Here is a 25,501-nt window from a genome sequence, read left to right on the forward strand (position 1 = left end):
GCTGGTCGGAGCGTATTTCGGCGCCGATGGGCGGTACGGTGACGCTCGGCCTGCCTCGACAACGGGAGGGAACGACGATGCGGCGCAAGAGGTCAGCGGACGTGACCGAGAAGAGGAAGCGGCGGGGGTGGCGGCGGGTCGTCGGGGCCGGGGTCGTGGTGGTGACCGGGTTGGCCTTGGTGACGGTCGGGTCGAATATGGCGCTGTGGGCGTTGTCTTCGGAGCATCGCGGTGATGTAGCGGGGGCGCCCGTGGTGCCGGTGGTGATCGTGCCGGGGGCGAAGGTGGCCGAGGACGGGACGCCGATGGCGTATCTGCGGGGGCGGTTGGATGTGGCGATCGAGTTGGTGGCGGCGGGGAAGGCCGGGGAGATTCTGTTGTCCGGGGACGCGGGTGGATCGTCGGGGGACGAGATCGCGTCGATGAGTCGGTATCTGAGCGAGCACGGGGTGGACCCGGCGATCGTGCGGGCCGATGGTGAGGGGTTCTCGACGCGGGAGACGTGTGCGCGGGCGCGGACGATGTTCGGGGTGGAGCGGGCCATCATCGTCACGCAGTATCAGCACCTGCCGCGGGCGGTGGCGCTGTGCCGGGAGACGGGGATCGACGCCGACGGGGTGATCGCCTACTGCGAGTGCAGGCCGCAGACCGAGTTCCGTAACAACATCCGGGAGTGGCTGGCGGCGCCGAAGGCGGTCGCTCAGATGCTGCTGTCTTGACCCCAAAACTGGTGTGGCAGAGCCGGAATCGCCTCGATATCGGCGCACAAAACTTTACAAAACGTGGCCGGTCGTACGAAACGCCCGGACTGCGCGACACGCTGGGCTAGCCTGACGACCGCCGACTGCCGGGGCGATCCCCACGTCTCGGAGTACGCGCAGATCGTTTGAGGTACAACAGTTTTGAGATCGAAGCTCAGTCCCGTCGTGCGCACCGCGACGCGGGCGGACATCACCGGAATGGTGGATGTCCTGGCGGGGGCCTTCGCCTACGACGACCCCATCGACGAGTACATCTTCCCGGACGAGGCCGTGCGTCGGCGGCGCGCTCCCCGGATGCTGCGGGCCATGATCACGCATCGTTTCCTGCCCGCGGGCGGGGCCGAGGTGGCGGTGTTGGACGAGCAGGTGGTCGGTGCGCTGCTGTGGTATCCGCGGGGGTATCGGCCGGGTGGATGGCGCGAAATGATCGCGGGCCCACAGCTTCTCGCCGCGATGGGCCCGGCGGTGCGGCGCGGGATCGAGGTGGACGCGGCCATGGACCGCGCGGCGCCCGCCGACCCGCATTTCTTCCATGTGTATCTCGGGACCGACCCGACTCTGCAGCGCAGCGGTGTCGGGCGCGCGCTGTACGCGTCGTTCACCGAGCGGGCGGACCGGGAGGGTGCCGCGATCTGCGGGATCTGCAAGGACGCCAATGTGGGCTACTACCAGGCGCTGGGTAACGAGCGCGTCGGCGCGGTGCGCCTGGGTAGCGCGGGGCCCGAACTGAACGTCATCGTTCGTCGGCCCCGGCAGAACTGACCGGCGGCGCTGCGCCGACCGTACGAAATCCCGAGTTGGACGAGGATTCCCCATGCCTGACATTGCCATCGTCGGTATCGGCTGCCGCTACGCGGGCGGCATCGATTCACCCGAGTCCTTCTGGGACTTCGTGATCGACAAACGCGACGGAGTGCGCGAGATCCCGGCGGAGCGCTGGGACTGGCGACGCTACTACGACGCCGATCGACGCGCTCCCGGCCGGATGTACACCAAGCGCGCCGCGTTCATGACCGGAGATCCGTGGGAGTTCGACCCGGAGTTCTTCGGCATCTCGCCGCGCGAGGCGACGGCGATGGACCCGCAGCAGCGGCTGGTGCTGGAGGTGGCGTGGGAGGCGCTCGACGACGCCGGGATCGCCGGACGCAGCGCGGGTGCCGCGCTGGGGGTGTTCGTCGGGGCGTTCACGCTGGATCAGCTGGCGACCTCGGTCGGGCCCGCGCTGCCGCATGTGGATCTGCACACCGCGGTCGGGGTGTCCTACACCATGCTGTCGAATCGCATCGCCTACGCGCTGGACTTACAGGGGCCCGCGGTCACGGTGGATACGGCCTGTTCGTCGTCGCTGGTCGCGCTGCATCTGGCGTGCCAGGCGATCGCGAACGGGGACTGTGACCTGGCGATCGCCGGTGGCGTGAACGTGATGGTGCAGCCGGAGACGTTCGTGTCGATGTGCAAGGGCGGGTTCCTGGCGGCGGACGGGCGCAGCAAGCCGTTCGACGCGGCGGCCGACGGGTACGGGCGCGGCGAGGGCGCGGGCATCGTGGTGCTGAAGACGCTGGCCGACGCCGAGTGCGACGGCGATCGGATCTACGCGGTGGTCAAGGCCACCGGGACCAATCAGGACGGGCGGACCACCGCCATCACCGTCCCCAACGCCGCCGCACAGGAGGCGTTGGCGCGCACGGTGATTCGGCGGTCGGGTGTCGCGGCCAGGGATGTCACGTATGTGGAGGCGCACGGGACCGGGACGCCGGTGGGTGATCCGCTGGAGCTGCGGGCGATCGGGCGGGCGTACGGGGTGTCGACGGGGCGGTCGGGGACGCTCGGGGTCGGGTCGTTGAAGGCGACGCTGGGGCATACCGAGGCGGCGTCGGGGATCGCGAGTGTCATCAAATCGGCGCTGGCGGTGCGACATCGGACGATTCCGCCGCAGGGGTGGCTGGACACGCCGAATCCGGAGATCCCGTTCGCGGAGTGGGGCCTCCGGGTGCAGACCGAGGCGGAGCCGGTGGGGGCCGAGGTCGAGCGGATGACGGTGGCCGTCAACGGGTTCGGGTACGGCGGCACGAACGCGCACGCGATTCTGCAGGAGTATCGGGGAGCGGACGGATCGCGTAGGGCGCCGGAGCATTTCGGGGTCATGCCGTTGTCGGCGCGGTCGGAGGCGGCGGTGCGGCAGCTGGCGCTCGGGGTGGCCCAGCGGATCGCCGAGGGTGCGGATCCGGCGGCGTTGGCCGAGGCCGCGTGGCGGCGGCGGCATCATCATCCGGTGCGGGCCGGGATCGCCTTCGGGGACGACGCCGAGCTGGTCGAGGGGTTGGTCGGGCTCGGTACCGGGGCGGGTCGGGTCGGGCGTACGGTGGCCAAGAAGGCGGCCGAGCCGGTGTTCGTGTTCACCGGGATGGGTCCGCAGTGGTGGGGTATGGCGCGGGAACTGCTGACCGCCGAGGGGGTTTTCGCCGAGGAGGCGCGGCGGGTGGACGCGGAGTTCCAGGCGGTCGCGGGCTGGTCGATCGTCGAGGAGTTGCTGCGGCCGGAGGACGAGTCGCGGGTGAGCACCACCGCGGTGGCGCAGCCCGCCAACTTCCTGGTGCAGGTCGCGCTGTTCGCGGCCTTGCGGGAGCGCGGGATCGAGCCCGCGGTGGTGGTGGGCCACAGTGTCGGCGAGGTGGCGGCGGCCTACGTGACGGGCATGCTGTCGCTGCGCGACGCGGTGCTGGTGAGCTACCACCGGGCGCGGTTGCAGGCGACGACGGCGGGCACAGGCGGAATGCTGGCGGTGGGGCTGGGGCCGGACGCGGTGCGGGAAATGCTCACCGCGGACGACACGGTCGACATCGCGGCGATCAACAGTCCGTCGGCGGTGACGCTGGCCGGTGCGGTCGACAGGTTGGACGAGATCGCCGAATCGCTCACCGAGCAGGGGGTTTTCGCGCGGCGGTTGACCGTCGAGGTGCCGTATCACAGCGCGCTGATGGATCCGATTCTGGAGGAACTGCGTGGTGTGCTGGCCGGGCTGACGGTGGCCGAGCCGCGTGTTCCGCTGTACTCCACGGTGACCGGCGCGCCGGTGACCGGGGACGGCTGGGACGCAGAGTACTGGTGTGCGAATGTGCGCAATCCGGTGCGGTTCGCCGACGCGATCGGCGCCGTCGTGCGCGCGGGGCACCGGGTGTTCCTGGAGGTCGGGCCGCATCCGGTGCTCGGGGCGAACATCCGGGAGATCCTGATCGGGACGGGCGAGGTCGGCACGAGCGTGGCCACGCTGCACCGCAAGCAGCGGGACACCCACAGCATGCGTCAGGTGCTGGCGGATCTCTACGCGGCGGGAGCGCTCGACGTGAACGCGCTGTTCACCGAGGTGGACGGGCCGACGCCGCAGGTGGACCTGCCGCGATACCCGTGGCAGCGCACGCGGCTGCGTTCCGAACTGCCCGAGCTGCGGTTGCTGCGGCACGGGACGCCGGGGGCGCTGCCGATGCTGGGTGACCCGCATCCCGACGATCCGACCACCTGGCGGCGGCACCTGACCGTGGCGGCGCAGCCGTGGCTCGACGATCACGTGGTCGGTGGGATGCGGATCCTGCCGGGCGCGGGGTATCTGGAGGCGGCGCTGAGCGCGGCGGCGGTACGGACGGAATCGGCCCAGGTGGGGCTGGAGGGGGTGCGGTTCGTCGCGCCGCTGGTCGTCGACGGGGGTGACGCGCCGGTCGTCGAACTGCATCTCGAGGAGTCGACGCGGCGGTTCACGATCCGCTCGCGGGGCGCGGCCGGATCGCACTGGACGGTGCACGCGCTGGGACGGGTCGTCGAGGGTTCCTATGATCCGACCACCGCCGAGCTGCCCGAACGCACCGGGATGGTGGCGGTCGATCCCGCCGGTTTCTACGCGGGGCTGGCCGCGGCGGGGCTCGAATACGGGCCGACGTTCCGGCGGGTCACCGAGATCTGGCTGGACCCGGCGACCGTGGTGGCGCGGATCGACGGCGAGATCGACACCGACGCCGGGTATCTCGCGCATCCGGCGGTGGTGGACGCGGCGCTGCAGACGGTGGCGGCGCTGCTGGCCGCGCGCGGTGGCTCGCGCGAAGGGGCGATGGTGCCGGTCGGGGTCGCGTCGGTGCGGCGGCTGGCCGCGCTGCCCGCGCAGGTGACGGTGATCGCGCGGTTGTCCGAGGGTGACGCGCCGGTCGCCGACATCGATCTGCTCGACGGGGACGCGGTGTGTCTGCAGATCCGGGGTGTGCGGTTCGGGTCGTTGACACCGGGGGCCGGGCCGTTGCAGCGGATGACGGAACTGTTCTACGAGGACCGCTGGGAGTTGCGCGAACCGGTCGATCCGGCCGCGCTGCCCGGCACCGACGCGATGTTCACCCTGATCGTGGGGATCGGGGCCGAGGATCGGGTCGAGCGGGTACACAAGGCGGTGTGCGACAGCGGGATCGGCGCGGCGGTGCTGGCGCTCGATCCGGCCGACGACGAGCTGGAGGCGACGCTGACGCGGCAGCTGCGCGAGGTGGTCGCCACCGAGGCGGTGTCGCGGGTGCACGTCTGCGTGGTGCCCGGGGCGGGCGATGTCGCGGGTCTGTGGGCGCTGCGACGGGTCGCGGTGGCGCTGGAGGGGTTCCTCGATCACCGGGCGATCGAGCTCGGGGTCGAGATCCCGATGACCGGGGACGGGGCACTGCACGCCACGGTCGTCACCGCGCACGCCTACGCGCATCCCGCCGACACCACGCCGCCCGATCCCGGGCAGGCCGCGGTGGCCGGGGCGCGGCGGGTGCTGCTCAACGAGCAGACACGGTTGCGGTGGCGGCTGGTCGACGTCGACGCGGACACGCAGCCCGCCGACCTGGCGGCCGAGCTCACCATTCCCGGCGCGTTCACCTACGACCTCGGTGACGAGATCGTGTTGCGCGACGGATTGCGCTGGACCACGGTCGTGGACCGGTCGCTGCCGCAGCGGCTCGACGCGCTCGACACCGCCGCACCGCTCACCGATCCGGAGGCGAATTTCGCGCTGGAACTGCCCGCCTCGCGCACGTTCGCGAAGCTGGGGTGGCGCCGGTGCGAGCGACGCGCGCCCGGGGCCGGTGAGGTCGAGGTGCGGATGCGCGCGGTCGGGCTCAACTACAAGGACGCGCTGAAGGTGATCGGGCTGCTCGGCGAGCGTGAGCTGGCGCCGACGTATTTCGGGACCGTGCCGGGGATGGAAGGCGCGGGCACGGTGGTTCGGGTCGGCGCGGACGTGCGCGGGATCGCGGTCGGGGACGCGGTGGTGGTGACCTCGCGGGGCATGATCGCGCGGTTCCACACCACCGCGGCCGAACGGGTCGCGCGGGTCGAACCCGAGACCGATCCGGGGCGCTGTACCAGCGGCACCGCCTTCGCCACGGCCGAGCACGCGCTGCTCGAGCTGGCGCGGGTGCGGCCGGGCGAGACGGTGCTGGTGCACGGTGCGGCCGGTGGCGTCGGCACGGCGGCGGTGCAGATCGCGAAGCGGCACGGGGCCGTCGTGATCGGCACGGCGAGCAGCGAGCAGCGGCGGGCGCGGGTGCTGGCCGAGGGCGCCGATCACGTGCTGGGGTCGCGGTCGCTGAGTCTGGTCGACGAGGTGGCCGCGCTGACCGGCGGACGCGGGGTCGACGTGATCCTCAGTACCGCGCCGGGCGAACTGCAGCGCCAGAACTTCACCATGGTCGCGGAATTCGGGCGGATCGTGGAGATCGGCAAGGCCGATATCTACGCGGGTGGGGTGCTGGAGCTGTCCGCCTTCGACAAGAACATCGCGTACTACTCCTTCGATCTGGACCGCATGCTGCGGGCGCGGCCCACCGCCGTGCTCGATCTGGTGCGCGAGGTGAACACCCGCTTCGACGACGGCACCTACCGGGCGTTGCCGTTCGTCGGCTACGGCACGGCCGAGGTCGGGCAGGCGTTCGAGGCGGTCGCCCGGTCCACCGGGACGCACCGGATCGCGTTGGATCTCACCGAGACCGAGCCGCTGGTGCGGCCGACGCTGCCCGAGGTGACGATCGACGCAACGGCGAACTACCTGGTCACCGGTGGATTCGGCGCCTTCGGCCTGGCCACCGGACGCTGGCTGGTCGGGCGGGGCGCCACGCGGTTGACGCTGATCGGGCGCGGTGGGGCCCGCACGGACGCGGCGCTCGGGCAGGTCGCGGCGTGGCAGGAGCAGGGGGTGACGGTGATCGAGGAGAAGGTCGACGTCACCGATGCCGAGGCCGTGGCCGGGGTGATCGCGCGGGCGCACGAGCCGCGACATCCGTTGCGCGGGGTGTTCCACACCGCCGGGGTGATCGACGACAAGCGGGTCACGGTGATGGACGAGCACAGCCTGGCGACGGTGTTCCGGCCGAAGGTGGACGGGGTGCACGCCCTGGTGGCGGGGTTGCGCGCCGCGGAGGTGCGGCTCGACCAGTTCGTGCTGTACTCCTCGGGGTCGGCGATGTTCGGCGGGGTCGGTCAATTCGCCTATACCGCCGCCAATTCCGCGTTGCACGCCGTCGCGGACTCGGTGGTCCGGGCGGGTGGGACGGCGCTGGCGGTCGGGTGGGGACACATGTCGGGCGGTGGCATGGCCGCCGCCGACGAGAACATCGCCCGCTATCTGCGCACCACCGGCTTCGATTCGCTCGATATGGACGAGGGCACCCGCTACCTGGAACAGGCGCTGCGACTCGGCGTCACCCAGGCCGCGATCATCCCGATCGACTGGGCGAAGGTGGCCGCCACCGCGCCGTTCTTCGCCCAGACCGGACGGCTCGCCGCCCAGATCGCCGCGGCGGCGCAGGACGATTCGGCGGCGGCGCGGTTGCGGGCCGAGCTGGCCGAACTCGACGAGGACAAGCGCGGCGAGGTGGTGGCCTACATGCTGGCCGAACAGCTGGCCCAGGTGATGGGGGTGGCGGCGGATTCGATCGACCTCACGGTGCCGGTGCCCGAACTCGGGCTGGATTCGCTGATGGCGGTGGAATTCGGTGCGCTGGTGTCGAAATCGCTCGGGGTGGATCTGATGACGATGAAGATGGGGCGCTCGTTCAGTCTCGAGCAGGCCGGTGCGCGGGTGGCCGAGGCGATCGTCGGTGGGGTGGCGGCGTGAGCGAATCGGCGCGGGAGCTGGCCCGGAAGTTGCTGTCGGCCGCGGGAACGGGTGGGACCACCGCGCCCGCCCCGGCGCAGGCGCCCGTCCGGCGGCGGGGTCCCGGACGGCAGTTCGCCGATCATCCCGAGGTGGCGGCCATGGCGAACAAGCGCGCCATGATCGCGGCGGTGCACGAGCAGTTCGGGATGCCCAATCCGGTGTTCCTCACCAGGGAGAGTCCCAATGACACCGTGATCCGGTGGCAGGGGCGGCAGCTGGTGAACTTCAGCGCCTACAACTATCTCGGGCTGGCCAATCATCCGAAGGTGGTGCAGGCGGCCAAGGACGCGCTCGACAACTACGGCGCGTCGGCGTCGGCCTCGCGGATCGTCGCCGGGGAGATCCCGCTCTACGGCGAGCTCGAAGAGCGGCTGGCGACGATGTACGACGTCGACGACGCGATGGTGACCACCAGCGGCTATCTCACCAATGCCGGGGTTATCGGGTTCCTGCTCGGCGCCGGTGACGTGGCTATCTGTGACGCGCTGATCCATCGCAGTGTGAGTTCGGGAGTGCGGTGGGCGGGGGCGCGGCAGCTCACGTTCCGGCACAACGATCCGGAGTCGCTGCGGTCGGTGTTGCGGATGGCGCGCGGCAATTTCGATCGGGCGCTGGTGGTGGTCGAGGGGCACTACAGCATGGACGGCACGATCGGGCGGGTCGCCGAGATCGCTGAGGTGGCCAGGGAGTTCGATTGCGCGGTGATGGTCGACGAAGCGCATTCGTTCGGGGTGCTCGGCGCGACCGGGCGCGGGGTGCGGGAGCATTTCGCGCTGGCGGGCGATGGGGTGGACATCTGGATGGGGACGCTGTCGAAGGCGCTGGGTAGTTGCGGCGGGTTCGTCGCCGGGGACGCGGATCTGATCGGGGCGATGAAGGTGTGCGCGCCGGGGGTGGCGACGCTCAGTGGCGGACCGGCGCCGTCCACCATCGGCGCCGCGCTGGCCGCGCTCGACATCCTCGATGGCGAACCGCAGCGGCTGACCCGGCTGTGGGCCAACGCCGAGCTGTTCCACGGGCTGCTCACCGAACGCGGGCTCGATCTCGGTGTCTCGCAGGGGACGCCGATCTGTCCGGTGCTCATCCCGCAGGAACTGCGCGTGGGATACGTCGCCTCGCGGCTGCTCCAGCACGGCATCTACGCCGGGCCGATCTCGGCGCCCGCTGTTCCGGTCGGCGGTGAGCGGGTGCGGTTCTTCCTCACCTCCGAGCACTCCCCCGAGCAGCTGCGCGGGGCGGCCGATCAGCTGGCCGCGGCGGTCAGGGCCGCCGAGGAACTGCCCGATCTCGGAGACGCGCAGTGAAGCTGCGCAATCGGGCTCGCCGCGAGAGGCGCGGCGGCTGGTAGTTCCCGATCGGCGCGTAGGGCGGGCGTGTCGTGGCCGCGGGCCAGGGCCTCGGCGGCGACGAGTGAGAGGCGTTCGTCGTGGAGTTCGCCGACCGCGAAGAGGTCGGCGGCGCGGCGGAGTTCGTCCATGCGGACCAGGGTGCGGCAGTGGGGGTTCGGGCGCAACGTGTATTCGCGCCACGCCGGGCGGGACTCTCGGGGGGTCGTGCCAGGGGAATTGCTATCGCGTAGCGTGGTCGGGGTTGTCATGGTGGCCGAGGGAATGGGGTGCATCGTGGGCGGATCCGAGCACGCCGCGCGGCTCGTACGTTTCTGGCAGACCGTGGAGTTGTTCGGTCCGCATCGTGTTCCCGATGTCGGTCCGACGGCCGACGGGCTTGTCGTCGAGCTCGCCGCGGAAGGACCAGCGCCGTGGGAGGACGGCGCGGCACTACCGGCGTTGCGCGCCGGACGCGGCTGGCAGTTCGTCGTGTACGGCGGGTTGTTCGGGCTCGGCCGGGCGCGCGAGGCGCTGATCCGGGCCTTCGGCGACGACCACCGCGCCGCCGACGCCCGGCGCGCGGGGACCACGGCCGCTTTCGCGGTGACCCTCACCGGAGACGGTGTGGTGGTGGGTGGTTCGGCGACGCTGTCCGGTCTGGCCTGGGCGATCAACCGGCTGCGGGAGCCGGGACCCACCGATCCGAGCTGGGCACAGGGCTTCCGGCACGACTCGGCGGCGTTCACCGCCGCCTTCGACACCCTGACCAGAGACGCGGCGCTGCCCGACGCCGAACAGCAGACGGCCCGCTGGCTGGATGTAGCCGGTCGCGGAGTCGGGGCCTCTCTGCTCGCGGCGGGGGCCGACGGCGTGATCTCGCCGGGACTGGCGGGCATGTCCGCGCTGGCCTTCGCGCAGCGGGTGCGCTCCGACGATCCCGAGGACCTGGGCGAGGCGCCCCAGCTCACCGGACGCGACCTACAGACCTTCACCGGCGAGCTGTGCAGCGCGCTGGGTATCCGCTCCGAACTGCGCGCGGGTGGGGTGCGGGTGGCCTGCGTGCAGGTCGCCACCCGCGACGCCGACAGCGTCGAAGACCGGCTCAACAGTGGCCTCGGCCCCGACCTCCGCACGCTCGCCGAGGCGGTCGACCGGGGCGATATCGGTGCGGCACTGCGCGATTACCTCGCGCCGACCGCCGCCCTGCCGACCGACGACCGCATCGATGTGCGCAGGCGCCAGGACGCGGTGGTCGAGGGACTGCTCCCCCACCTCGTGCCGGACGGGCGTTGGCCGGGCGACCCACTGGTGTCGGGACAGCAGTTCGCCGTCGACCGGGCCATGGCCGAATTGCGCGACGAGGCCGGGATCTTCGCTGTCCACGGCGCGCCCGGCACCGGCACGACCACCATGCTGCGGGATCTGCTCGCGGGGATCGTGGTCGAACGGGCCGCCCAGCTGGCCACCTTCGACGATCCGATGGCGGCGTTCACCGGGATCACCGAACAGGTGCAGGTGGCCAGGAACTACACCGTCGGCGCGCATCGGCTGGCACCGCAGGTCACCGGCTTCGAGGTGGTGCTGACGACGGGCAGCGACGAGGCCGCGGCCGCGGTGGTCACCGAGATCCAGCATCGCGACGCCGTCGATTCCGGCGTGCGGCTCAACCACTTCACCGAGCTGGCCGAACTCGTGGGCGGCGAGCCCGCCTGGGGGCTGGTGGCCGCGGCGCTGGGCGGCGCGCGCCGCAGCTACGGCGAACAGTTCTGGTTCGGTGAGCGGTTCGCCACCGAGCGCAAGAACGAGCCGTCGACGGTCGGCATGCTCGATATCCTCAAACAGGCCGAGTCGGACCCGGATTCGATCCCGGACTGGTCGACTGCGGTGCGCGACTTCGCGACCAGGCGGGCCGAGGTGCGCAGGCTCGCGCAGGAACGTCAGGATGTCGCCGACGCGGTCGCCGAACTGCCCGACATGAACACGGCGCTGCAGTCGATGGCCGACGAGATCGCCGAGGCCGACGACGCGCACGCGCACTGGCGGCAACGTCATCAGGCGGCGACCGAGCAGTTGCGGGCCGCGCAGGCGGCGCATCATCGGGCGGGCAAGTTACTCGGTGAGCACCGTGAGCAGAAGCCGGGGTTCCTGGCGTCACTGTCGACCGGGTTCCGGTCGGGGCGGCGGTGGAGCGCGCGCAGCACCGAGTTGCTGCGCGAACGTCACGCGGCCGAGGCGGAGACGCGGCGCAGGCAGAGCGAGGTCGACCACGCGCGCGAGCAGTGGGCGCAGGCCGCCGAGCACGGACGCGGGCTCATTCGCGACCACCTCGCGCTCACGACCCGGCGGGAGAACGCGCTCGATGTGATCGAGCGGGCGCGCGAGAACTGGGCGCGCACCATCCCGTTCGGCGATGTGGCCGGGGACGAAGAGCAGTTCCAGCTGTGCAATCCGTGGGCCGACGAGCAGTACGCGACGGCGCGGCGCGAGGTGTTCCTGTCGGCGTTGAAGGTGCATCGGGCGTTCCTGCTCAACGCGGCGCCGCGGGTGCGTGACAACCTGATCGTCGTCATCGCGCTGATCCGCGGCGAGCTGGAGGTGACGCCCAAGCCGGAGACGATCGCGGCCGCGTGGCAGACGCTGTTCCTCGCGGTCCCGATGGTGACCACGACCTTCGCCGCCCTGCCGACGCTGTTCGCCGGGTTGGGGCGCGAGGCGCTGGGTTGGTTGTTCGTCGACGATGCCGGGCAGGCGGCGCCGCAGTCGGTGGCCGGTGGGCTGTGGCGGACGCGGCGGGCGGTGATCGTGGGTGATCATCGTCAATTGGGACCGGTCGGGGTGCTGCCCACCTCGGCGCAGGAGGAGCTGGTGCGCCGGTACGGGCTCGAGCGCGAATGGCTGCCGGACCGGGCGACCGCGCGCAGTGCCGCCGATCGGGGCGTGCGCTACGGGACCTGGCTGTCCCCGTCCGATGCCGACGGGCCGGTGTGGGTCGGCACGCCGCTGCGGGTGCACCGGCGCAGCGATCTGCCCATCTTCGAACTGACCCATCGTCTCGCCTACGACGAGGACCTGCTGTTCTTCGGCACGCCCGAGCGGCCGGAGTTCCCCGGCGGCGGGAACCGGTGGATCGATGTGCGGTCGGTGGGTGCGGAGGGGAACTGGATTCCCGGTGAGGGCGAGGCGCTGGCCACGCTGCTCGGGCAACTGATCGAGGACGGGGTCGCGGCCGCCGACATCCGGGTGCTCAGCCCGTTCCGCGATGTCGCGCGGGGTGCCCGGGATGTTGCCCGGTCGGTGCTGGGACCGGAGTTCGCGGCCCGGCAGGTGGGCACCGTGCACGCCATGCACAGCGATTCCGCCGAGGTCGTCGTGCTGGTGCTGGGCACCTCGCCGCCCGCGGGCGGTTCGCGCCGCTGGGCCGCCGCGAACCCCGACGTCCTCAACGCCGCCGTGTCCCGTGCCCGCCGCCGCGTCTACGTCATCGGCAACCACCGATTGTGGAGCAGCCAGCGCTATTTCGAGCAACTGGCCACCCACTGGCCCCTCCACACCGAAGTCCGCCAGCCGGTCAGCCCGTAGGGGTCCGGCGTGGCCGGTCCGTGACGGAGGCGGTGCGCGGCCGCAACCGTTCACCGCCTCTCCGAACGATTCGATCTCCACCCGGCACATCGCCCGTGATTCGCGGGAGAATTGCTGGGTTCATATCGAGTGATCGGAGCCGTCATGAGAACCACCGCGCTGGTCGGATCGATCGCGGGCGCCGCCCTGGCGATCGCGATCGCCCTGCCGTCGGCAGCTGCCGCGGACCCACTGTCCCCGGCGGCCCGCGACTGCCACCCGTCCTATGACCCGTGCGTACCGATCAACAGCGATGTCGACTGTATCGGCGGTGGTGGCGACGGCCCCGGCTACACCGGGCGCGTGCGCGTGATCGGGCCGGACGAGTACCAACTCGACGACAACGGAGACGGCATCGGCTGCGAGCCCGTTTGAGGGGCGCGACTACGGCGCGTCGAACAGGAGGGTGCCGGGTTCGACGGTGGTGTTCAGGGTGGTGGGGTGGATGGAGTCTTTCGGGGAGTCCATGACGACGATGGGGCAGATGGGGGCGTAGCCGGTGTCGTCGAGGGCGGTGAGGTCCCAGGTGACGATGGGGGTGCCGGGTTGCACGTCGGCCTTCTCGGTGACGTGCAGGTCGAAACCCTTGCCCTCGAGTTTGACGGTGTCGATGCCGAGGTGGACCAGCACGCCGACGCCCGCGCCGAGGATGACGAAGGCATGCGGGTGGAGTTTGAGGATCTTGCCCGCGATGGGAGCCACGACGGTGAGTGGGCCGCGGGTGCGGTCGGGGTCGATGGCCACGCCGGAGCCGACGATCTGACCGGCGAACACCGGGTCGGGGACGTCGGCGAGCGCACGGACCGTGCCGGGCAGCGGAGCCAGGACGGGCACGCTCACAGGATGTCCTCGATGTCCTCGGCGAGGGTGTCGGCCTCGGGCCCGACGACGACCTGAACCACCGACCCGGACTTGAGGACGCCGTGCGCGCCCGCCGCCTTGAGCGCGGCCTCGTCGACCTTGCCGCCGTCCTTGACCTCGGTGCGCAGACGCGTGATGCAGGCCTCGATCTCGACGATGTTGTCCGCGCCACCCAGCCCGGCGACGATCGCTTCCGCTTTGGACATGTCTTCTCCCTTTCCGCGGTGGTTGCCGGTTCCAGTATGGGAGCCTCGAATGTGCGCCACGTCATATTTCGCGGTTGACATCCGACACCCACCTGGTCAAACTGACAACTGGTTATGACCGGACAGTACCCGTCAGGGTCACTGGTTCACAACAGTTCTCCCGGATCGCTCCCCGCCGTCCGGCTCGTCGAAGAGGGTCGACATGACTGCCGTTACCGACAGCCCCCAGCAAGAATCGAAGGTGTTCGCGGGTCTGCAGCGCCTGGGTCGCAGCCTCATGCTGCCGATCGCGGTGCTCCCCGCGGCGGGCATCCTGCTGCGGCTCGGCCAGGACGACCTGCTCGGCAGGTTCTCCGCCCTGCACAGCACCGCGTCGGTCATCTCCGCCGCCGGACAGGCGGTGTTCACCTGGTTGCCGCTGATCTTCGCCGTCGGCATCGCGATCGGCTGGGCCAAGAAGTCCGACGGCTCGACCGCGTTGGCCGCGGTGGTCGGCTACATGGTGATCAACGGCGTGTTCGAGGCGATGTCGCCGATCGTGTTGGAGGGCAAGACCGATCCCCAGGGCGAGCAGGCGCTGATCAACTACGGCGTGCTCGGCGGCATCGTGATGGGTCTGCTCTCGGCGATCCTGTGGCAGCGGTACTACCGCACGAAACTGCCCGATTTCCTCGGCTTCTTCAACGGCAGGCGGCTGGTGCCGATCCTGACGGCGGTGACCGGTCTGGTGGTCGGTGTCGCGATGTCGTTCGTCTACCCGGCGTTCAATTCCGCGCTCACCTGGGTGGGTGAGACCGTCGCGGACAACACGGTGGTCGGCGGCGGCATCTACGGCGCGGCCAACCGGCTGCTCATTCCGACCGGGCTGCACCACATCCTGAACTCCACGGTCTGGTTCCTGGTCGGCGACTACACCGACGCCTCCGGGCAGCTGGTGCGCGGTGACCTCAACCGTTTCTTCGCCGGTGACCCCACCGCGGGCACCTTCATGACCGGCTTCTTCCCGATCATGATGTTCGCGCTGCCCGCCGCGGCGCTGGCCATCTGGCGCAACGCGCGGCCCTCGCAGAAGAAGCTGGTCGGCGGCATCATGCTCTCCACCGGCCTGACCGCGTTCGTCACCGGGATCACCGAGCCGCTCGAGTTCTCGTTCATGTTCGTGGCCTGGCCGCTGTATGTGGTGCACGCGATCCTGACCGGTACGTCGATGGCCTTGGTGAACGCGCTCGGCATCCACGACGGGTTCACCTTCTCGGCGGGCGCGATCGACTATCTGCTGAACTTCGGCAAGGCGACCAACGCGTGGATGCTGATCCCGATCGGACTCGGGTACGCGGTGATCTACTACCTGCTGTTCAGCTTCGTGATCAAGAAGTGGAATCTGCGCACACCCGGTCGCGAGGCCGAAACCGATGTCGAGGTGGGCGCTCCCGATGTGGCCGCGGTGGAAGCCGAAGCGGCGCTGACCGCCACCGGCGACACCCGCGTCGACGCGCCCTCGGTCGCCGAGACCGAAGCGAAGCTGGACAAGAAACTGGAAGGTGAGTGACGCCCGATGCCCGAACAGGTGATCCGCGGCCTCGGAGTGAGCCCCGGTGTGGTGTCCGCGCCGTGGCTGCGCTTCGGCGCGCAGCTCGAGACCTCCGCGCAGGACCCGGTCGGCGGCTCCCCCGCCGAGGAACTCGCCCGGGTGAAGGACGCGCTCGGCGGCGTGGCCGAGGAGATGCAGGCCAGGGCGAAACGGGTGACCGGCGTCGCCGCGGAGATCCTGTCCATGTCGGCGACCATGGCCAGGGACCCGGGCATCGTGGCCGCCACCGAGAAGGAACTGGCGGCGGGCATGCCGACGGCGCACGCGGTGCACCTGGCGTTCGAGGGGTTCTGCGCCAAGCTCGAGGCGCTGGGCGGCTACATGGCCGAGCGGGCGACCGACCTGCGCGATATCGGCGGCCGCACCGTCGCGGTGCTGCTCGGCGAGCCGATGCCCGGCATTCCCGAACCCGGCTATCCGTTTGTCCTCGTCGCACGAGATCTGGCGCCCGCCGACACCGCCATGCTCGGCGACAGCGAGGTGGTCGGCCTGCTCACCACCGAGGGCGGGCCGACCAGTCACACCGCGATTCTGGCGAAATCGCTGGGCCTGCCCGCGGTGGTGAACTGCCCGGACACCGATCGGCTGATCGAGAACGCGCCGGTACTGATCGACGGCGGCACCGGCGAGGTCGTGATCGATCCGAGCCCACTGCGACAGCGGGCCGCGGCGGAACAGGCGGCCGCCGACGCCGCCCGACTCGCGGCGGCGGGCGGACCCGGACACACCGCCGACGGAACGCCGGTGCCGCTGCTGGTGAACATCGGCACGGTCGAGGACGCGGTGAAGGCGGGGCCGGTCGACAGTGAGGGGGTCGGCCTGTTCCGCACCGAGTTCATGTATCTCGGCAAGGTGGCGGCGCCCTCGCTCGACGAGCAGACCGCGTCCTACACCACGGTGCTCGAGCAGTTCGCCGGGCGACAGGTGGTCGTGCGCACGCTCGACGCCGGGTCCGACAAGCCGCTGCCCTTCCTCGATCTCGGCACCGAGGAGAACCCGGCGCTGGGCGTGCGCGGCCTGCGCATCGGCACGGTCTTTCCCGACACCCTCGCCACCCAGCTCACCGCCTTGGCGCGGGCGGGCGCGGCGACGGGCGCGGACCTGTGGGTGATGGCGCCGATGGTGGCCACCGCCGACGAAGCGGCCGGATTCGCCGCGCTGGCCAGGGAATCCGGGCTGACGAAGGTGGGCGCCATGATCGAGATCCCGGCGGCGGCCCTGCGCGCCCCGGACCTGCTCGCGCACCTGGACTTCGTCAGTATCGGCACCAACGATCTGAGCCAGTACACCTGCGCCGTCGACCGGATGGCGGGCGGGCTGGCGCATCTGCTCGATCCGTGGCAGCCCGCGGTGCTCGACCTGATCGCGATGGTCGGCGCGGCCGGAACCGCGGCGGGCAAGTCGGTGGGAGTGTGTGGTGAGGCCGCCTCGGACCCGGCGCTGGCACCGGTGCTGGTGGGGCTCGGGGTGACGAGTCTGTCGATGTCGGCGCCCGCGCTGCCCGCAGTGCGCGCGGCGCTGGCCGAGGTCGGTATCGAGCAGTGCCGGGAGGCGGCCGACGCGGCCTGTGCGGCGCGGAATCCGCAGGCGGCGCGCGACGCGGTGACCGCGATCATCCGGCGCGGGCGGCCGTGACGGACATCGTGCGTGGGCATCTCGTCGGCACCCCGTCCGGCGAGATCGGCGACGGGGTGGTGGAGTTCGCCGACGGACGGATCCGCTGGGTGGGTGCCACCGCCGATTATCCAGCGCCCGAACGGCTTCCGGAGCTCCGGGCGGAACTGGTTCTGCCCGGTCTGATCGATCTGCACTGTCACGGTGCGGCGGGGTTCGGGTTTCCCAATGCGGACGCGGCCGGGGCGCGGGTGGCCGCCGCGCATCATCGACGGCACGGGACGACCGGGTTGCTGGGCAGTCTGGTGTCGGCGCGGCCGGAGGTGTTGGTCGAGCAGGCGGCCGTGCTCGCCGATCTGGTCGAGGACGGGGAACTGCTCGGGGTGCATCTGGAGGGGCCGTTCCTCAACGCGGTGCGGTGCGGCGCCCAGGATCCCGCCGCGATCGTTCCCGGTGATCCGGCCCTGTTCGAGCGGGTCCTCGCGGCCGCGCGGGGCACCGTCCGGTCGATGACGCTGGCGCCGGAGACCGCGCATTTCGACGCCCTCCTCGCCGCCATGCGGCACCACGGCGTCCTGCCCAGCCTCGGGCACACCGATGCCGACGCGGCCACCACCACCGCGCGCATCCGCGCCGCCGCGAACGGACCGCTCACCGCGACGCACCTGTTCAACGGCATGCCCGCGCTGCACCACCGCTCCCCCGGCCCGGTGGCCGCGTGTCTGGCCGCGGCCGGGCGCGGGGAGATGGTGGTCGAATTGATCGCCGACGGTGTGCATCTGGCGCCGGAGACCGTCGCGATGGTGTTCGACACCGTCGGCCCCGACCGGATCGCGCTGGTCTCCGACGCCATGGCGGCCGCGGGCATGCCCGACGGCGACTACCGGCTCGGCGCCCTGGACGTGCGCGTACGGGACCGGATCGCGCGGCTCGCCACCGAGGACGAGTCGCCGGGGGCCATCGCGGGTGGCACGGCCCGGCTGGTGGACGTCCTGCGCTGGACCGTGCGGGTGGCCGGGGTCGCGCTGTCGGACGCCGTCACCGCCGCCACCCGCACACCCGCGCGCATGCTCGGCCTCGACGGTGAGCGCGGGACCCTCACCGTCGGCGCGCGCGCCGATCTGCTCGTCACCGACCAGTCACTGCAGCCGCGGCGGGTGTTCGTCGCCGGAACGGAGGGAACCTGATGGAAATCGTCATCCGGGCGGACGAGAACGAGGTGGCGCGCACGGTCGCCGATATCGTCGGCGGCTACGTGGAGCGCGGGAACGCGATCCTGGGGCTGGCCACCGGGTCATCGCCGCTGGGCAGCTATCAGGAGCTGGCACGCCGGTATCAGGCGGGCGACCTCGACTTCGCCACGGCGAGCGCGTTCCTGCTCGACGAGTACGTCGGCTTGCCGAAAGAGCATCCGCAGTCGTATTTCTCGGTGATCCGCGCGGAGTTCGTCGACCACGTCAACCTCGATCCGGCGCGCGTGCTGAGCCCGAACGGCGAGGCCGGGGACATCGCGGGCGAGGGCCGCCGCTACGACGCCGCGATCGCCGCGGCGGGCGGCGTCGACGTGCAGTTGCTCGGCATCGGCACCGACGGCCACATCGGTTTCAACGAGCCCGGCTCGGCGCTCACCTCGCGTACCCGCGTCAAGACTCTCACCGCACAGACCCGCGAGGACAATGCCCGCTTCTTCGACGGCCCCGAGGACGTGCCCCATCACGTGCTCACCCAGGGACTCGGAACCATCAGGGACGCCGGGCATCTGGTGATGATCGCGCTGGGCGCGGGCAAGGCCGACGCCATCGCGGCCGCCGCCGAGGGACCGCTGTCGGCCTTCTGCCCGGCCTCGGTGATGCAGTGGCATCCGCACGTCACGGTGGTGATCGACGAGGGCGCGGCGAGCAAGCTGAAGCTGGCCGACTACTACCGGTACGCGCTCGCGAACAAGCCCGCCTGGCAGTCGTTCTGAGATGACCGCGCTCGAGTTCGCGGTGCAGGACGTGGCGGGCGCGCGGCTCGCCCGACAGTTGGGCGCCGACCGAGTGGAGTTGTGCTCGGCGCTCGGCGGCACGGGCGGGATCACGCCGAGCCTCGGCCTGATCGAGGGCGCGGTGGCGACCGGGGTGCCGGTGCATGTGCTGATCCGGTGCCGTCCCGGCGATTTCGTCTACGACGAGGACGAACTCGCGGTGATGGCCGCCGACGCCGTCGCCGCGATGCAGGCCGGGGCCGCCGGTGTGGTGGTCGGTGCGCTCACCGAGCAGCGCGAAGTGGATGTGCCCGCGCTGGAGCGGCTGGTCGAGGGCCTCCGGCTCGGGCAGGGCGAGCTCACCTTCCATCGGGCTGTCGATCAGGTCTCCGATCAGTTCGCGGCGCTGGATGTTCTCCGCGAGCTGGGTTTCCGCCGTGTCCTGTCTTCCGGTGGTGCGCCCAGCTGTGTCGAGGGGCTGGGCGCGCTGGCGGCGCTGGTGGAGCACGCCGACCGTGGTGTGGAGGTCATGGCCGGTGGCGGTGTTCGGGTCGCCGATATCGCGGCACTGCGGAACGCCGGTGTCGATGCCATCCATCTTTCGGCTCGCCGTGTGGTGGCCGGTGATGCCGGGCCGGGTGGTGGTGACGCTCCGCGTGAGACATTGGATGTCACCATCGCGACCGCTGCCGTGGCCGCGGTGCGCGAAGAGCGGTGGACGTGATCCGGCGAAGCCATCACGACAACCCCCGGCGTGGGAGGCCGAGAACCCTCCCACATCGCCGCTAGCTCCGTTCGATCAACACCAGTTCGGCTTCGTCTCGGGTGCACTCGAAGGCCCCGCAGACCGCGTCGATGGCGGCCTGCTTGTTCCCCTCGGCGAAGAGTCGATCGATCTCGGCCCACTGCTCGATGGTCGGTGGCGTGACTGTCAGGTCCAGGCGGTCCTCCAGGCGCGCCCACATGCGCGCGACAGTGGGATCGTCGGCCAACAGATCGCCGAGATGGGCCTTGAACAGCGCGTGTTCGGTGCGGTACATGCCCATCCAGCTGCTTCCGGGCGGGCTGGCCTCGGCATTGGCGGTACGGTCGGCCAGTTTGAGGATGACCGAGGGCGGATGGGCGGCGATCTTGCCGTAGGCGTCGAGATTGCGGGCCTTGCGGTCCGGGCCGATGCCGGTGACCGCCCAGACGAGGTCGAGAACCTCACGGCCGAAACGGGATTCGACCTCTTCGGCCGTGACCGGCGTGTCCTCGATGACGTCGTGCAGCCAGGCCGCCGCGCCCAGCGCGCCGTCGTAGCCGAAGTCGTCCAGGACCGCGCGCACGGCCGCCAGATGGGTGATGTAGGGCGCCTGACCGTACTTCTGCTCGCCGTGCGCCGTGCGAGCGAACTCGCGCGCGTCGGCTTCCCGCTGGGCAATACCGCCGAACTCCATCTGACACCCCCGTGCTCGATTGCTCCGTCGAGATCGACCCTAGCCGAGAGCACCGACAAGAATGCCGTGATCAGGTCAGCCGGGTGGGCTTGATGCCGGTGAGGATGCCGGTCTGATCCCGGCTCCGGGTGTAGGTGAGCTCGGTGAACCCGAGAGCGCGCAGCGGTTCGGTGTAGTGCCGAATGTCGACGGCGGCGAAGGGGTCTCCGCCACTGCGGAGAACCACCGACAGCGCCCGGCGCAGCCGAGGCGACGGCGAGGCGTCGGCGAGCAGCACCCGTCCGCCGGGTCGCAGCACCCGCCACATCTGCGCCAGCGCGGCCGTGCGCTGCGCCTCGGGGATGTGGTGCATGACGAATGTGCAGGTGACGACATCGAACGCGGCGTCGGGCAGTGGCAGATCCTGGGCCGGGCCGACCTCGTACCGGTGCTGGGCGGCGCGGTCACGGCGACGGTTGTCGGCGATCGCGGTGGCGGACGGGTCGATGCCGACCGCCGCGCCACCCGGCCCGACCGCCGCACCGAGCGCGCGGACGAGTTTGCCGGGGCCACAACCGATATCGAGCGCGTGCTCGCCGCCCCGCGCGCCGGACAGCGTGACGAATTCGGCGAGCAGCCTGCGATGGCGGCCGAGGAAGAACAGCGTGGTGAACAGGTTGTAGCGGCGCAGGCCCGCGATGACCAGGCCGGTGCCCGCGTGGTCGACGAACATGGGAGTGAGAAGCTGAGGTCGGGACATGCGTCCATGGTCGAACGTCCGCACGCCCGTCACCAGGCACAACAGCGCCGGAACAGTTCGTTTCCGCACAGTTCCGGCGAATCCGTTCAGGAGGAGCGCATGGCCGACCGCCGCGCCCGGCTCCCCGGTGGCACCGCTGCGGGTGATGTTCGAGCTGGCCGCGCACTATCCCGAGGTCTACCGCCCGCTGGTCGGGCCCAAGGTGAGCGGCACGGTCCTGCGGTCCTACCGGCGCAGCTGTGCCGAGCTGCTCGGCGAGGTACTCGGCCAGCGGCCCGACGGCACGATCACCTTCCTGTCCTGGGGACTGGTCGGGCTGATCGCCGACATGATCGACCACGCGACGCCGCTGTCCCCCGAGCAGGCGTGGCACCGATTCGAGACGCTCGCGGCGGCCGGACTCAGTCGCGGCGCGAGCGCAGGTCCGGCCAGGGCGGGCGACGCAGAACCGCCAGCGCCGCGATGACTCCGGTGAGCAGACCGATCCATTCGCCCAGCTGAGCGATGCGGTTCGCGTCGACCACCGGCGTCCATTCCGCGTGGCCGTCGTGCACGACGACGACGCCGAGCGGGCCCTGGCCGCGCAGCAGTCCGGCCCCGCCGGTCACGGTGATCACGGTGGATCCGTCCGGCCGGTCGATCGGTTCGCCGAAGATCATCGGCGGCTCGGCGCACACCCGCACGAGTCGATCCCTGAGCATGGCGTCGACGATACGCGTGCGCGCGGGGTGGCCGGGGGTGCTCGGCGGTACTGCCATGATGGAGGCGGCACTGTCCTGGGAGAAAGGCGCACCGATGCCCGAGCTGGAACTGTCGACACCGTGGTCACAGGACATGGGGCTGCGGGTGCCCGTGGTCAATGCCCCGATGGGTGGCGCGGCGGGTGGACGGCTGGCGCGGGCGGTGTCGACGGCCGGTGCGCTCGGGATGATCGGGATGGGCAGCGCGGGCTCGGTCGAGGCGCTACGGCGTGAGCTGGGGGCGGCCGAGGGTCCGGTCGACGGGATCGGGCTGGTCGACTGGGTGCGTCAGCGTGAATCGGGGCTGCTCGAGACCGCGATCGAGGCGAAACCACGGATCATCTCGGTCAGTTTCGGAACCGACTTCTCCTGGGTACCGCGGGTGCGGGCGGCGGGGATTCGTGCCGTCACCCAGGTCTACGACGCGCCGGGCGCGCACCGCGCCCAGGACGCGGGCGTCGACATCCTGGTGGCGCGCGGCAACGAGGGCGGCGGGCACGGGGCCGACCGGATGGCGTTGATGCCGCTGCTGGACGCGGTGCTCGAGATCGCGACCGTGCCGGTGCTGGCGGCGGGCGGGATCGGGTCGGGACGCACCCTCGCGGCGGTGCTCGCGGCGGGCGCGTCCGGCGCCTGGCTGGGGACCTGTCTGGCCGCCGCCGAGGAATCGCTGCTGCCCGAGTCCGCCCGACTGGCCATGCTCGCCGCCGACTCCACCGGCACCGTGCTCACCACCTCCTTCGACGAGGCCCTCGACCTGCCGTGGCCGCCGATCTACCCGGCCCGGGTGCTGCGCAACGAGTTCACCGATCCGTGGCTCGACGACGATCAGCGCCCGTCGCCCGAGCGGCTGCGCGCCGCCATCGCCGCCGACGATCCACGGCTGGCGCCGGTCGACGCGGGGCAGGGCGTCGGGCTGGTCACCCATATCGAACCCGCGGCCGACATCATCGACCGGCTGTGCACGGCGGCCGCGGAATTGCTGGCCGGACGGTGAGCCTTGCAAAAATATGTTGACCGGTCTAGTTTTTACCTGTGGGCACGAAAGGCGCCGAGACGCGCTGCAAGCTGATCAAGGCGACGCGATCGCTGATCGAGTCGCGCGGCTATTTCGGCACCGGCTTGAATCAGATCGTGCAGACCAGTGGCGCGCCGCGCGGGTCGCTGTACTTCCACTTCCCCGGCGGTAAGGACGAACTGGTGGCGGCCGCCGTCACCGACAGCGGCGTCGAGATCGCCGAGATGATCCGCACCACCGAGGCCGGGGACGCGCGGGAGCTCGCCCGGCGCATGGTGACGTTCCTGGGTGATCGACTGGAGGGTTCGGACTGGACCGTCGGCTGTCCCGTGGCCGCCGTCGCGCTGGATACCGCGTCCACCAATGACGCTGTGCAGCAAGCCTGTTCGTCCACCTACACGATCTGGGAGGATGCGCTGCGCGAGCGGCTGATCAGCTTCGACCATCCCGAGCCGGAACGGGTCGCCACGGCGGCACTGGCCCTGATCGAGGGCGGCCTCGTCTTGGCGCGGGCACATCGCTCGCGCCAGCCGCTGCGGCAGGTCGCCGACACCATCGACACCCTGATCTGATCCCGACGTCCGGGCTCGCCCCGACTCATCACCTCAAAATATGTAAATCGGTCTACTGAAAGTAGGACATCATGGTTCACACCGATTCGATCGTCTTCGGAGCCGCGGGCTTCATCGGCCGGTCGCTGGTCGCCGAACTGCTGCGCACCGGGCACACCGTGACCGCCGCCTTGCGGGCGGGTAGCGCGGACCGGCTGCGCGACTGGCTGACCACGCAGGCGGTGGACACCGACGGGTTGCGGATCGTCACCACCGATATCGGCGAGCCGGATCTGGCGCTCGGCGAGCCGGTCGAGGGGGTGCGCGATGTGTACAACGCGGCGGCGTTGATGAAGTTCGGGCTCGATGCCGACTCGGCGCGGCGGGTGAACTTCGACGGCGCTCGACACGTGCTGGAATGGGCCGGGCGGCAACCGGATCTGCGCCGCGTCGTGCACATCACCGGATACCGGATCGCGGCCGACGGCCCGCGCGACTACCGCGACGGGGCCTACGAGGCGTCGAAGATCCAGGCAGACGGGATGCTGCGGGAACTCGCGGCCGAGCGCGGCATTCCGCTCACCTTCGCCAATCCGGCGGGAGTGCTCGGGCCGGGGCAGTATTTCGGGCTCGCCGACATCATCGAGAACCTGTGGCAGGGCGATCTGCCCGCGCTGCCGGGATCGGCGGACACCTTCGTCCCGGTCGTCGATCTCGGCTATGTGGTGCGGTTCCTCGCCGGATTGCCGACATTGCCCGACACCGAGGGCAAGTCCTACCCGCTGCTCGACGCGAGCACTCCCGTTCTGCCCGAGCTGATCCGGCTCGTCGCCGCCCACCTGGGCGTTCCCGCCCCGCGCTTCACCCTGCCGACCGGGCTGGTGCGCAGGCTGCCGCGCGCGCTGACGAAGGCCGATCCCGAGGCGCTGACCTTCCTGAGCACCGACCGCTACGACACCAGCGAGGCCGACGCGGTGGCGCGGCGCCTCGGGATCGCGCATCCGCCGGTGGCCGAGCTGCTGACGAGCTACGCGGACGGGATCGTGGCCAGCCGCAACGGGGACGTCACCCCGGCGCCGGGCTCGGGATTCCGGAACGGGACCTGGCTGGCCGGTGATCATGAGACGCCCGACTATGTTCTGCTGCACGGCCTTCCGATCGACGGGGAGTCCTGGAGCGAAGTGGGCCTCGAACTCGACGGACCCGGTCTGGTCGCCGATCTGCCAGGGGTCGGTCGGTCGGCGCCGTCGACGTCGTCGCTCGGCGACTGGGCCGAGGAGCTGTTGGCGCCGGTGCGCACGCGGCCGGTGCTGGTCGGGCATTCGCTCGGGACCTGGGCCGCGGTCGAATTCGCGCTGCGGCATCCGGAGCGGGTGTCGCGGCTGGTGCTCGTCGCGCCCGCGTTCCTGCAGAAACCGTCCGCGTGGTGGTTGAGTACGCCACTGACCGGGGAGGTCGTCAAGCGGATGCCGATCGCGACATTCGCCGCTCAGTTGGGAGTGCCGGTGGGACCGGCGGTCGAGTCGGCGGCGGCGAATCTGCGGCGGCCGGGGGTGGCTCGGCGGACCTTCGCCGCGCTGCGGGGCGCCGGGGCGTCGCGGGCCGAGTTGGCCGCGAAGCTCGCGCGCGTCGAGGTGCCGGTGCAGATCGTCGTCGGCGCGGACGACCCGCTGACCGAGCCCACCGCCCATCCGGTGTTCACCATCGAGGGCACCGGGCATTACCCGCAGCTGACCCATCCCGCGCAGGTCGCGGCCATCGTGCGCGGCGAGATCCCGTCCGGTGTGGGCACATCGAGCGCTGTGGGCGGTCGCGCGCGGCGGTGAGCGGTCGCCGTCGTCCAGCAACGGTTTAGCGTGGCGCGCGGCCGGACCGGGTGTCGAGCGGGTTTGCCCTGCGCG

Annotated in this window: 21 protein-coding genes; 15 read left to right on the top strand and 6 right to left on the bottom strand. The window is 71.1% G+C overall.

Annotation, left to right across the window (positions count from 1 at the left end; genetic code table 11):
* The 4 genes from QC180_RS10985 to QC180_RS11000 all read left to right on the top strand — a co-directional run.
* Positions 1 to 719 (top strand): SanA/YdcF family protein (locus tag QC180_RS10985; RefSeq protein WP_347567318.1); only part of this gene is annotated, 719 nt, incomplete at its 5' end.
* Between the two features lie 207 nt (positions 720 to 926).
* Positions 927 to 1,523 carry a GNAT family N-acetyltransferase gene (locus QC180_RS10990; protein ID WP_278262585.1) on the top strand — a complete coding sequence of 199 codons (597 nt, stop codon included), beginning with the start codon at positions 927 to 929 and terminating at the stop codon, positions 1,521 to 1,523.
* A gap of 52 nt (positions 1,524 to 1,575) precedes the next feature.
* Positions 1,576 to 7,887 carry a type I polyketide synthase gene (locus QC180_RS10995; RefSeq protein ID WP_278262586.1) on the top strand — a complete coding sequence of 2,104 codons (6,312 nt, stop codon included), beginning with the start codon at positions 1,576 to 1,578 and terminating at the stop codon, positions 7,885 to 7,887.
* Positions 7,884 to 9,233: an aminotransferase class I/II-fold pyridoxal phosphate-dependent enzyme gene (locus QC180_RS11000; RefSeq protein WP_278262587.1), complete on the top strand. Its 1,350-nt coding sequence runs from the start codon at positions 7,884 to 7,886 to the stop codon at positions 9,231 to 9,233. Before QC180_RS10995 ends, QC180_RS11000 begins: the two co-directional genes overlap by 4 nt.
* Here the strand turns inward: QC180_RS11000 and QC180_RS11005 are convergent.
* The gene (locus QC180_RS11005) at positions 9,173 to 9,406 is read right to left on the bottom strand and encodes a hypothetical protein (RefSeq protein WP_278262588.1); all 234 of its coding nucleotides are present in this window, start codon (positions 9,404 to 9,406) and stop codon (positions 9,173 to 9,175) included. The two genes, QC180_RS11000 and QC180_RS11005, sit on opposite strands and share 61 nt — an antisense overlap.
* Positions 9,407 to 9,551: 145 nt before the next feature.
* Between QC180_RS11005 and QC180_RS11010 the strand changes: the two genes are divergently transcribed.
* Both QC180_RS11010 and QC180_RS11015 read left to right on the top strand, forming a co-directional pair.
* A complete protein-coding gene (locus tag QC180_RS11010; RefSeq protein ID WP_278262589.1) occupies positions 9,552 to 12,836 on the top strand; it encodes a DEAD/DEAH box helicase in 3,285 nt (1,094 codons plus the stop codon).
* Between the two features lie 144 nt (positions 12,837 to 12,980).
* Positions 12,981 to 13,250 carry a hypothetical protein gene (locus QC180_RS11015; RefSeq protein WP_278262590.1) on the top strand — a complete coding sequence of 90 codons (270 nt, stop codon included), beginning with the start codon at positions 12,981 to 12,983 and terminating at the stop codon, positions 13,248 to 13,250.
* 9 nt (positions 13,251 to 13,259) lie between these two features.
* On the opposite strand, the gene QC180_RS11020 is transcribed toward QC180_RS11015, so the two are convergent.
* Positions 13,260 to 13,715 carry a PTS sugar transporter subunit IIA gene (locus QC180_RS11020; RefSeq protein WP_278262591.1) on the bottom strand — a complete coding sequence of 152 codons (456 nt, stop codon included), beginning with the start codon at positions 13,713 to 13,715 and terminating at the stop codon, positions 13,260 to 13,262.
* Positions 13,712 to 13,942, bottom strand: coding sequence for a PTS sugar transporter subunit IIB (locus QC180_RS11025; protein ID WP_278262592.1), 231 nt, complete (start codon positions 13,940 to 13,942; stop codon positions 13,712 to 13,714). Before QC180_RS11025 ends, QC180_RS11020 begins: the two co-directional genes overlap by 4 nt.
* A 202-nt stretch (positions 13,943 to 14,144) precedes the next feature.
* Between QC180_RS11025 and QC180_RS11030 the strand changes: the two genes are divergently transcribed.
* Genes QC180_RS11030 through QC180_RS11050 form a run of 5 tightly spaced genes read left to right on the top strand, consistent with a single transcriptional unit; the run spans position 14,145 to position 19,837 of the window.
* Positions 14,145 to 15,491, top strand: a complete 1,347-nt coding sequence (locus tag QC180_RS11030) for a PTS transporter subunit EIIC (RefSeq protein WP_278262593.1) — start codon at positions 14,145 to 14,147, stop codon at positions 15,489 to 15,491.
* A 6-nt stretch (positions 15,492 to 15,497) separates the two neighbouring features.
* A complete protein-coding gene (gene ptsP / locus QC180_RS11035) occupies positions 15,498 to 17,168 on the top strand; it encodes a phosphoenolpyruvate--protein phosphotransferase (RefSeq protein ID WP_278262594.1) in 1,671 nt (556 codons plus the stop codon).
* On the top strand, positions 17,165 to 18,334 hold the full coding sequence (locus QC180_RS11040; protein WP_278262595.1) for an N-acetylglucosamine-6-phosphate deacetylase: 1,170 nt from the start codon (positions 17,165 to 17,167) through the stop codon (positions 18,332 to 18,334). The genes ptsP and QC180_RS11040 overlap by 4 nt, the downstream gene beginning before the upstream one ends.
* Positions 18,334 to 19,113, top strand: coding sequence for a glucosamine-6-phosphate deaminase (gene nagB, locus QC180_RS11045; protein ID WP_278262596.1), 780 nt, complete (start codon positions 18,334 to 18,336; stop codon positions 19,111 to 19,113). Before QC180_RS11040 ends, nagB begins: the two co-directional genes overlap by 1 nt.
* A 1-nt stretch (position 19,114) precedes the next feature.
* Positions 19,115 to 19,837, top strand: coding sequence for a copper homeostasis protein CutC (locus tag QC180_RS11050; protein WP_278262597.1), 723 nt, complete (start codon positions 19,115 to 19,117; stop codon positions 19,835 to 19,837).
* Between the two features lie 61 nt (positions 19,838 to 19,898).
* Here the strand turns inward: QC180_RS11050 and QC180_RS11055 are convergent, their stop codons facing one another.
* Positions 19,899 to 20,552: an HD domain-containing protein gene (locus QC180_RS11055; RefSeq protein ID WP_278262598.1), complete on the bottom strand. Its 654-nt coding sequence runs from the start codon at positions 20,550 to 20,552 to the stop codon at positions 19,899 to 19,901.
* 70 nt (positions 20,553 to 20,622) lie between these two features.
* Positions 20,623 to 21,291 carry a class I SAM-dependent methyltransferase gene (locus QC180_RS11060; protein ID WP_278262599.1) on the bottom strand — a complete coding sequence of 223 codons (669 nt, stop codon included), beginning with the start codon at positions 21,289 to 21,291 and terminating at the stop codon, positions 20,623 to 20,625.
* A gap of 127 nt (positions 21,292 to 21,418) precedes the next feature.
* Between QC180_RS11060 and QC180_RS11065 the strand changes: the two genes are divergently transcribed.
* Positions 21,419 to 21,757: a hypothetical protein gene (locus QC180_RS11065; protein ID WP_278262600.1), complete on the top strand. Its 339-nt coding sequence runs from the start codon at positions 21,419 to 21,421 to the stop codon at positions 21,755 to 21,757.
* Here the strand turns inward: QC180_RS11065 and QC180_RS11070 are convergent.
* Complete coding sequence (locus QC180_RS11070) at positions 21,693 to 21,992, bottom strand: hypothetical protein (protein WP_278262601.1); 300 nt, start codon at positions 21,990 to 21,992, stop codon at positions 21,693 to 21,695. The genes QC180_RS11065 and QC180_RS11070 overlap by 65 nt on opposite strands.
* Positions 21,993 to 22,086: 94 nt before the next feature.
* Here QC180_RS11070 and QC180_RS11075 point away from each other — a divergent pair, with 94 nt between their 5' ends.
* From QC180_RS11075 to QC180_RS11085, 3 genes are all read left to right on the top strand, one after another.
* Positions 22,087 to 23,028, top strand: coding sequence for an NAD(P)H-dependent flavin oxidoreductase (locus QC180_RS11075; protein WP_278263122.1), 942 nt, complete (start codon positions 22,087 to 22,089; stop codon positions 23,026 to 23,028).
* A gap of 38 nt (positions 23,029 to 23,066) precedes the next feature.
* Positions 23,067 to 23,621, top strand: a complete 555-nt coding sequence (locus QC180_RS11080) for a TetR/AcrR family transcriptional regulator (protein ID WP_278262602.1) — start codon at positions 23,067 to 23,069, stop codon at positions 23,619 to 23,621.
* 71 nt (positions 23,622 to 23,692) lie between these two features.
* Positions 23,693 to 25,426, top strand: coding sequence for an alpha/beta fold hydrolase (locus tag QC180_RS11085; RefSeq protein WP_278262603.1), 1,734 nt, complete (start codon positions 23,693 to 23,695; stop codon positions 25,424 to 25,426).
* The last annotated feature ends 75 nt before the right edge of the window (positions 25,427 to 25,501 follow it).

Origin of the sequence: Nocardia anocheti, assembly GCF_029675105.1 — a bacterium.
Classification (GTDB): domain Bacteria; phylum Actinomycetota; class Actinomycetes; order Mycobacteriales; family Mycobacteriaceae; genus Nocardia.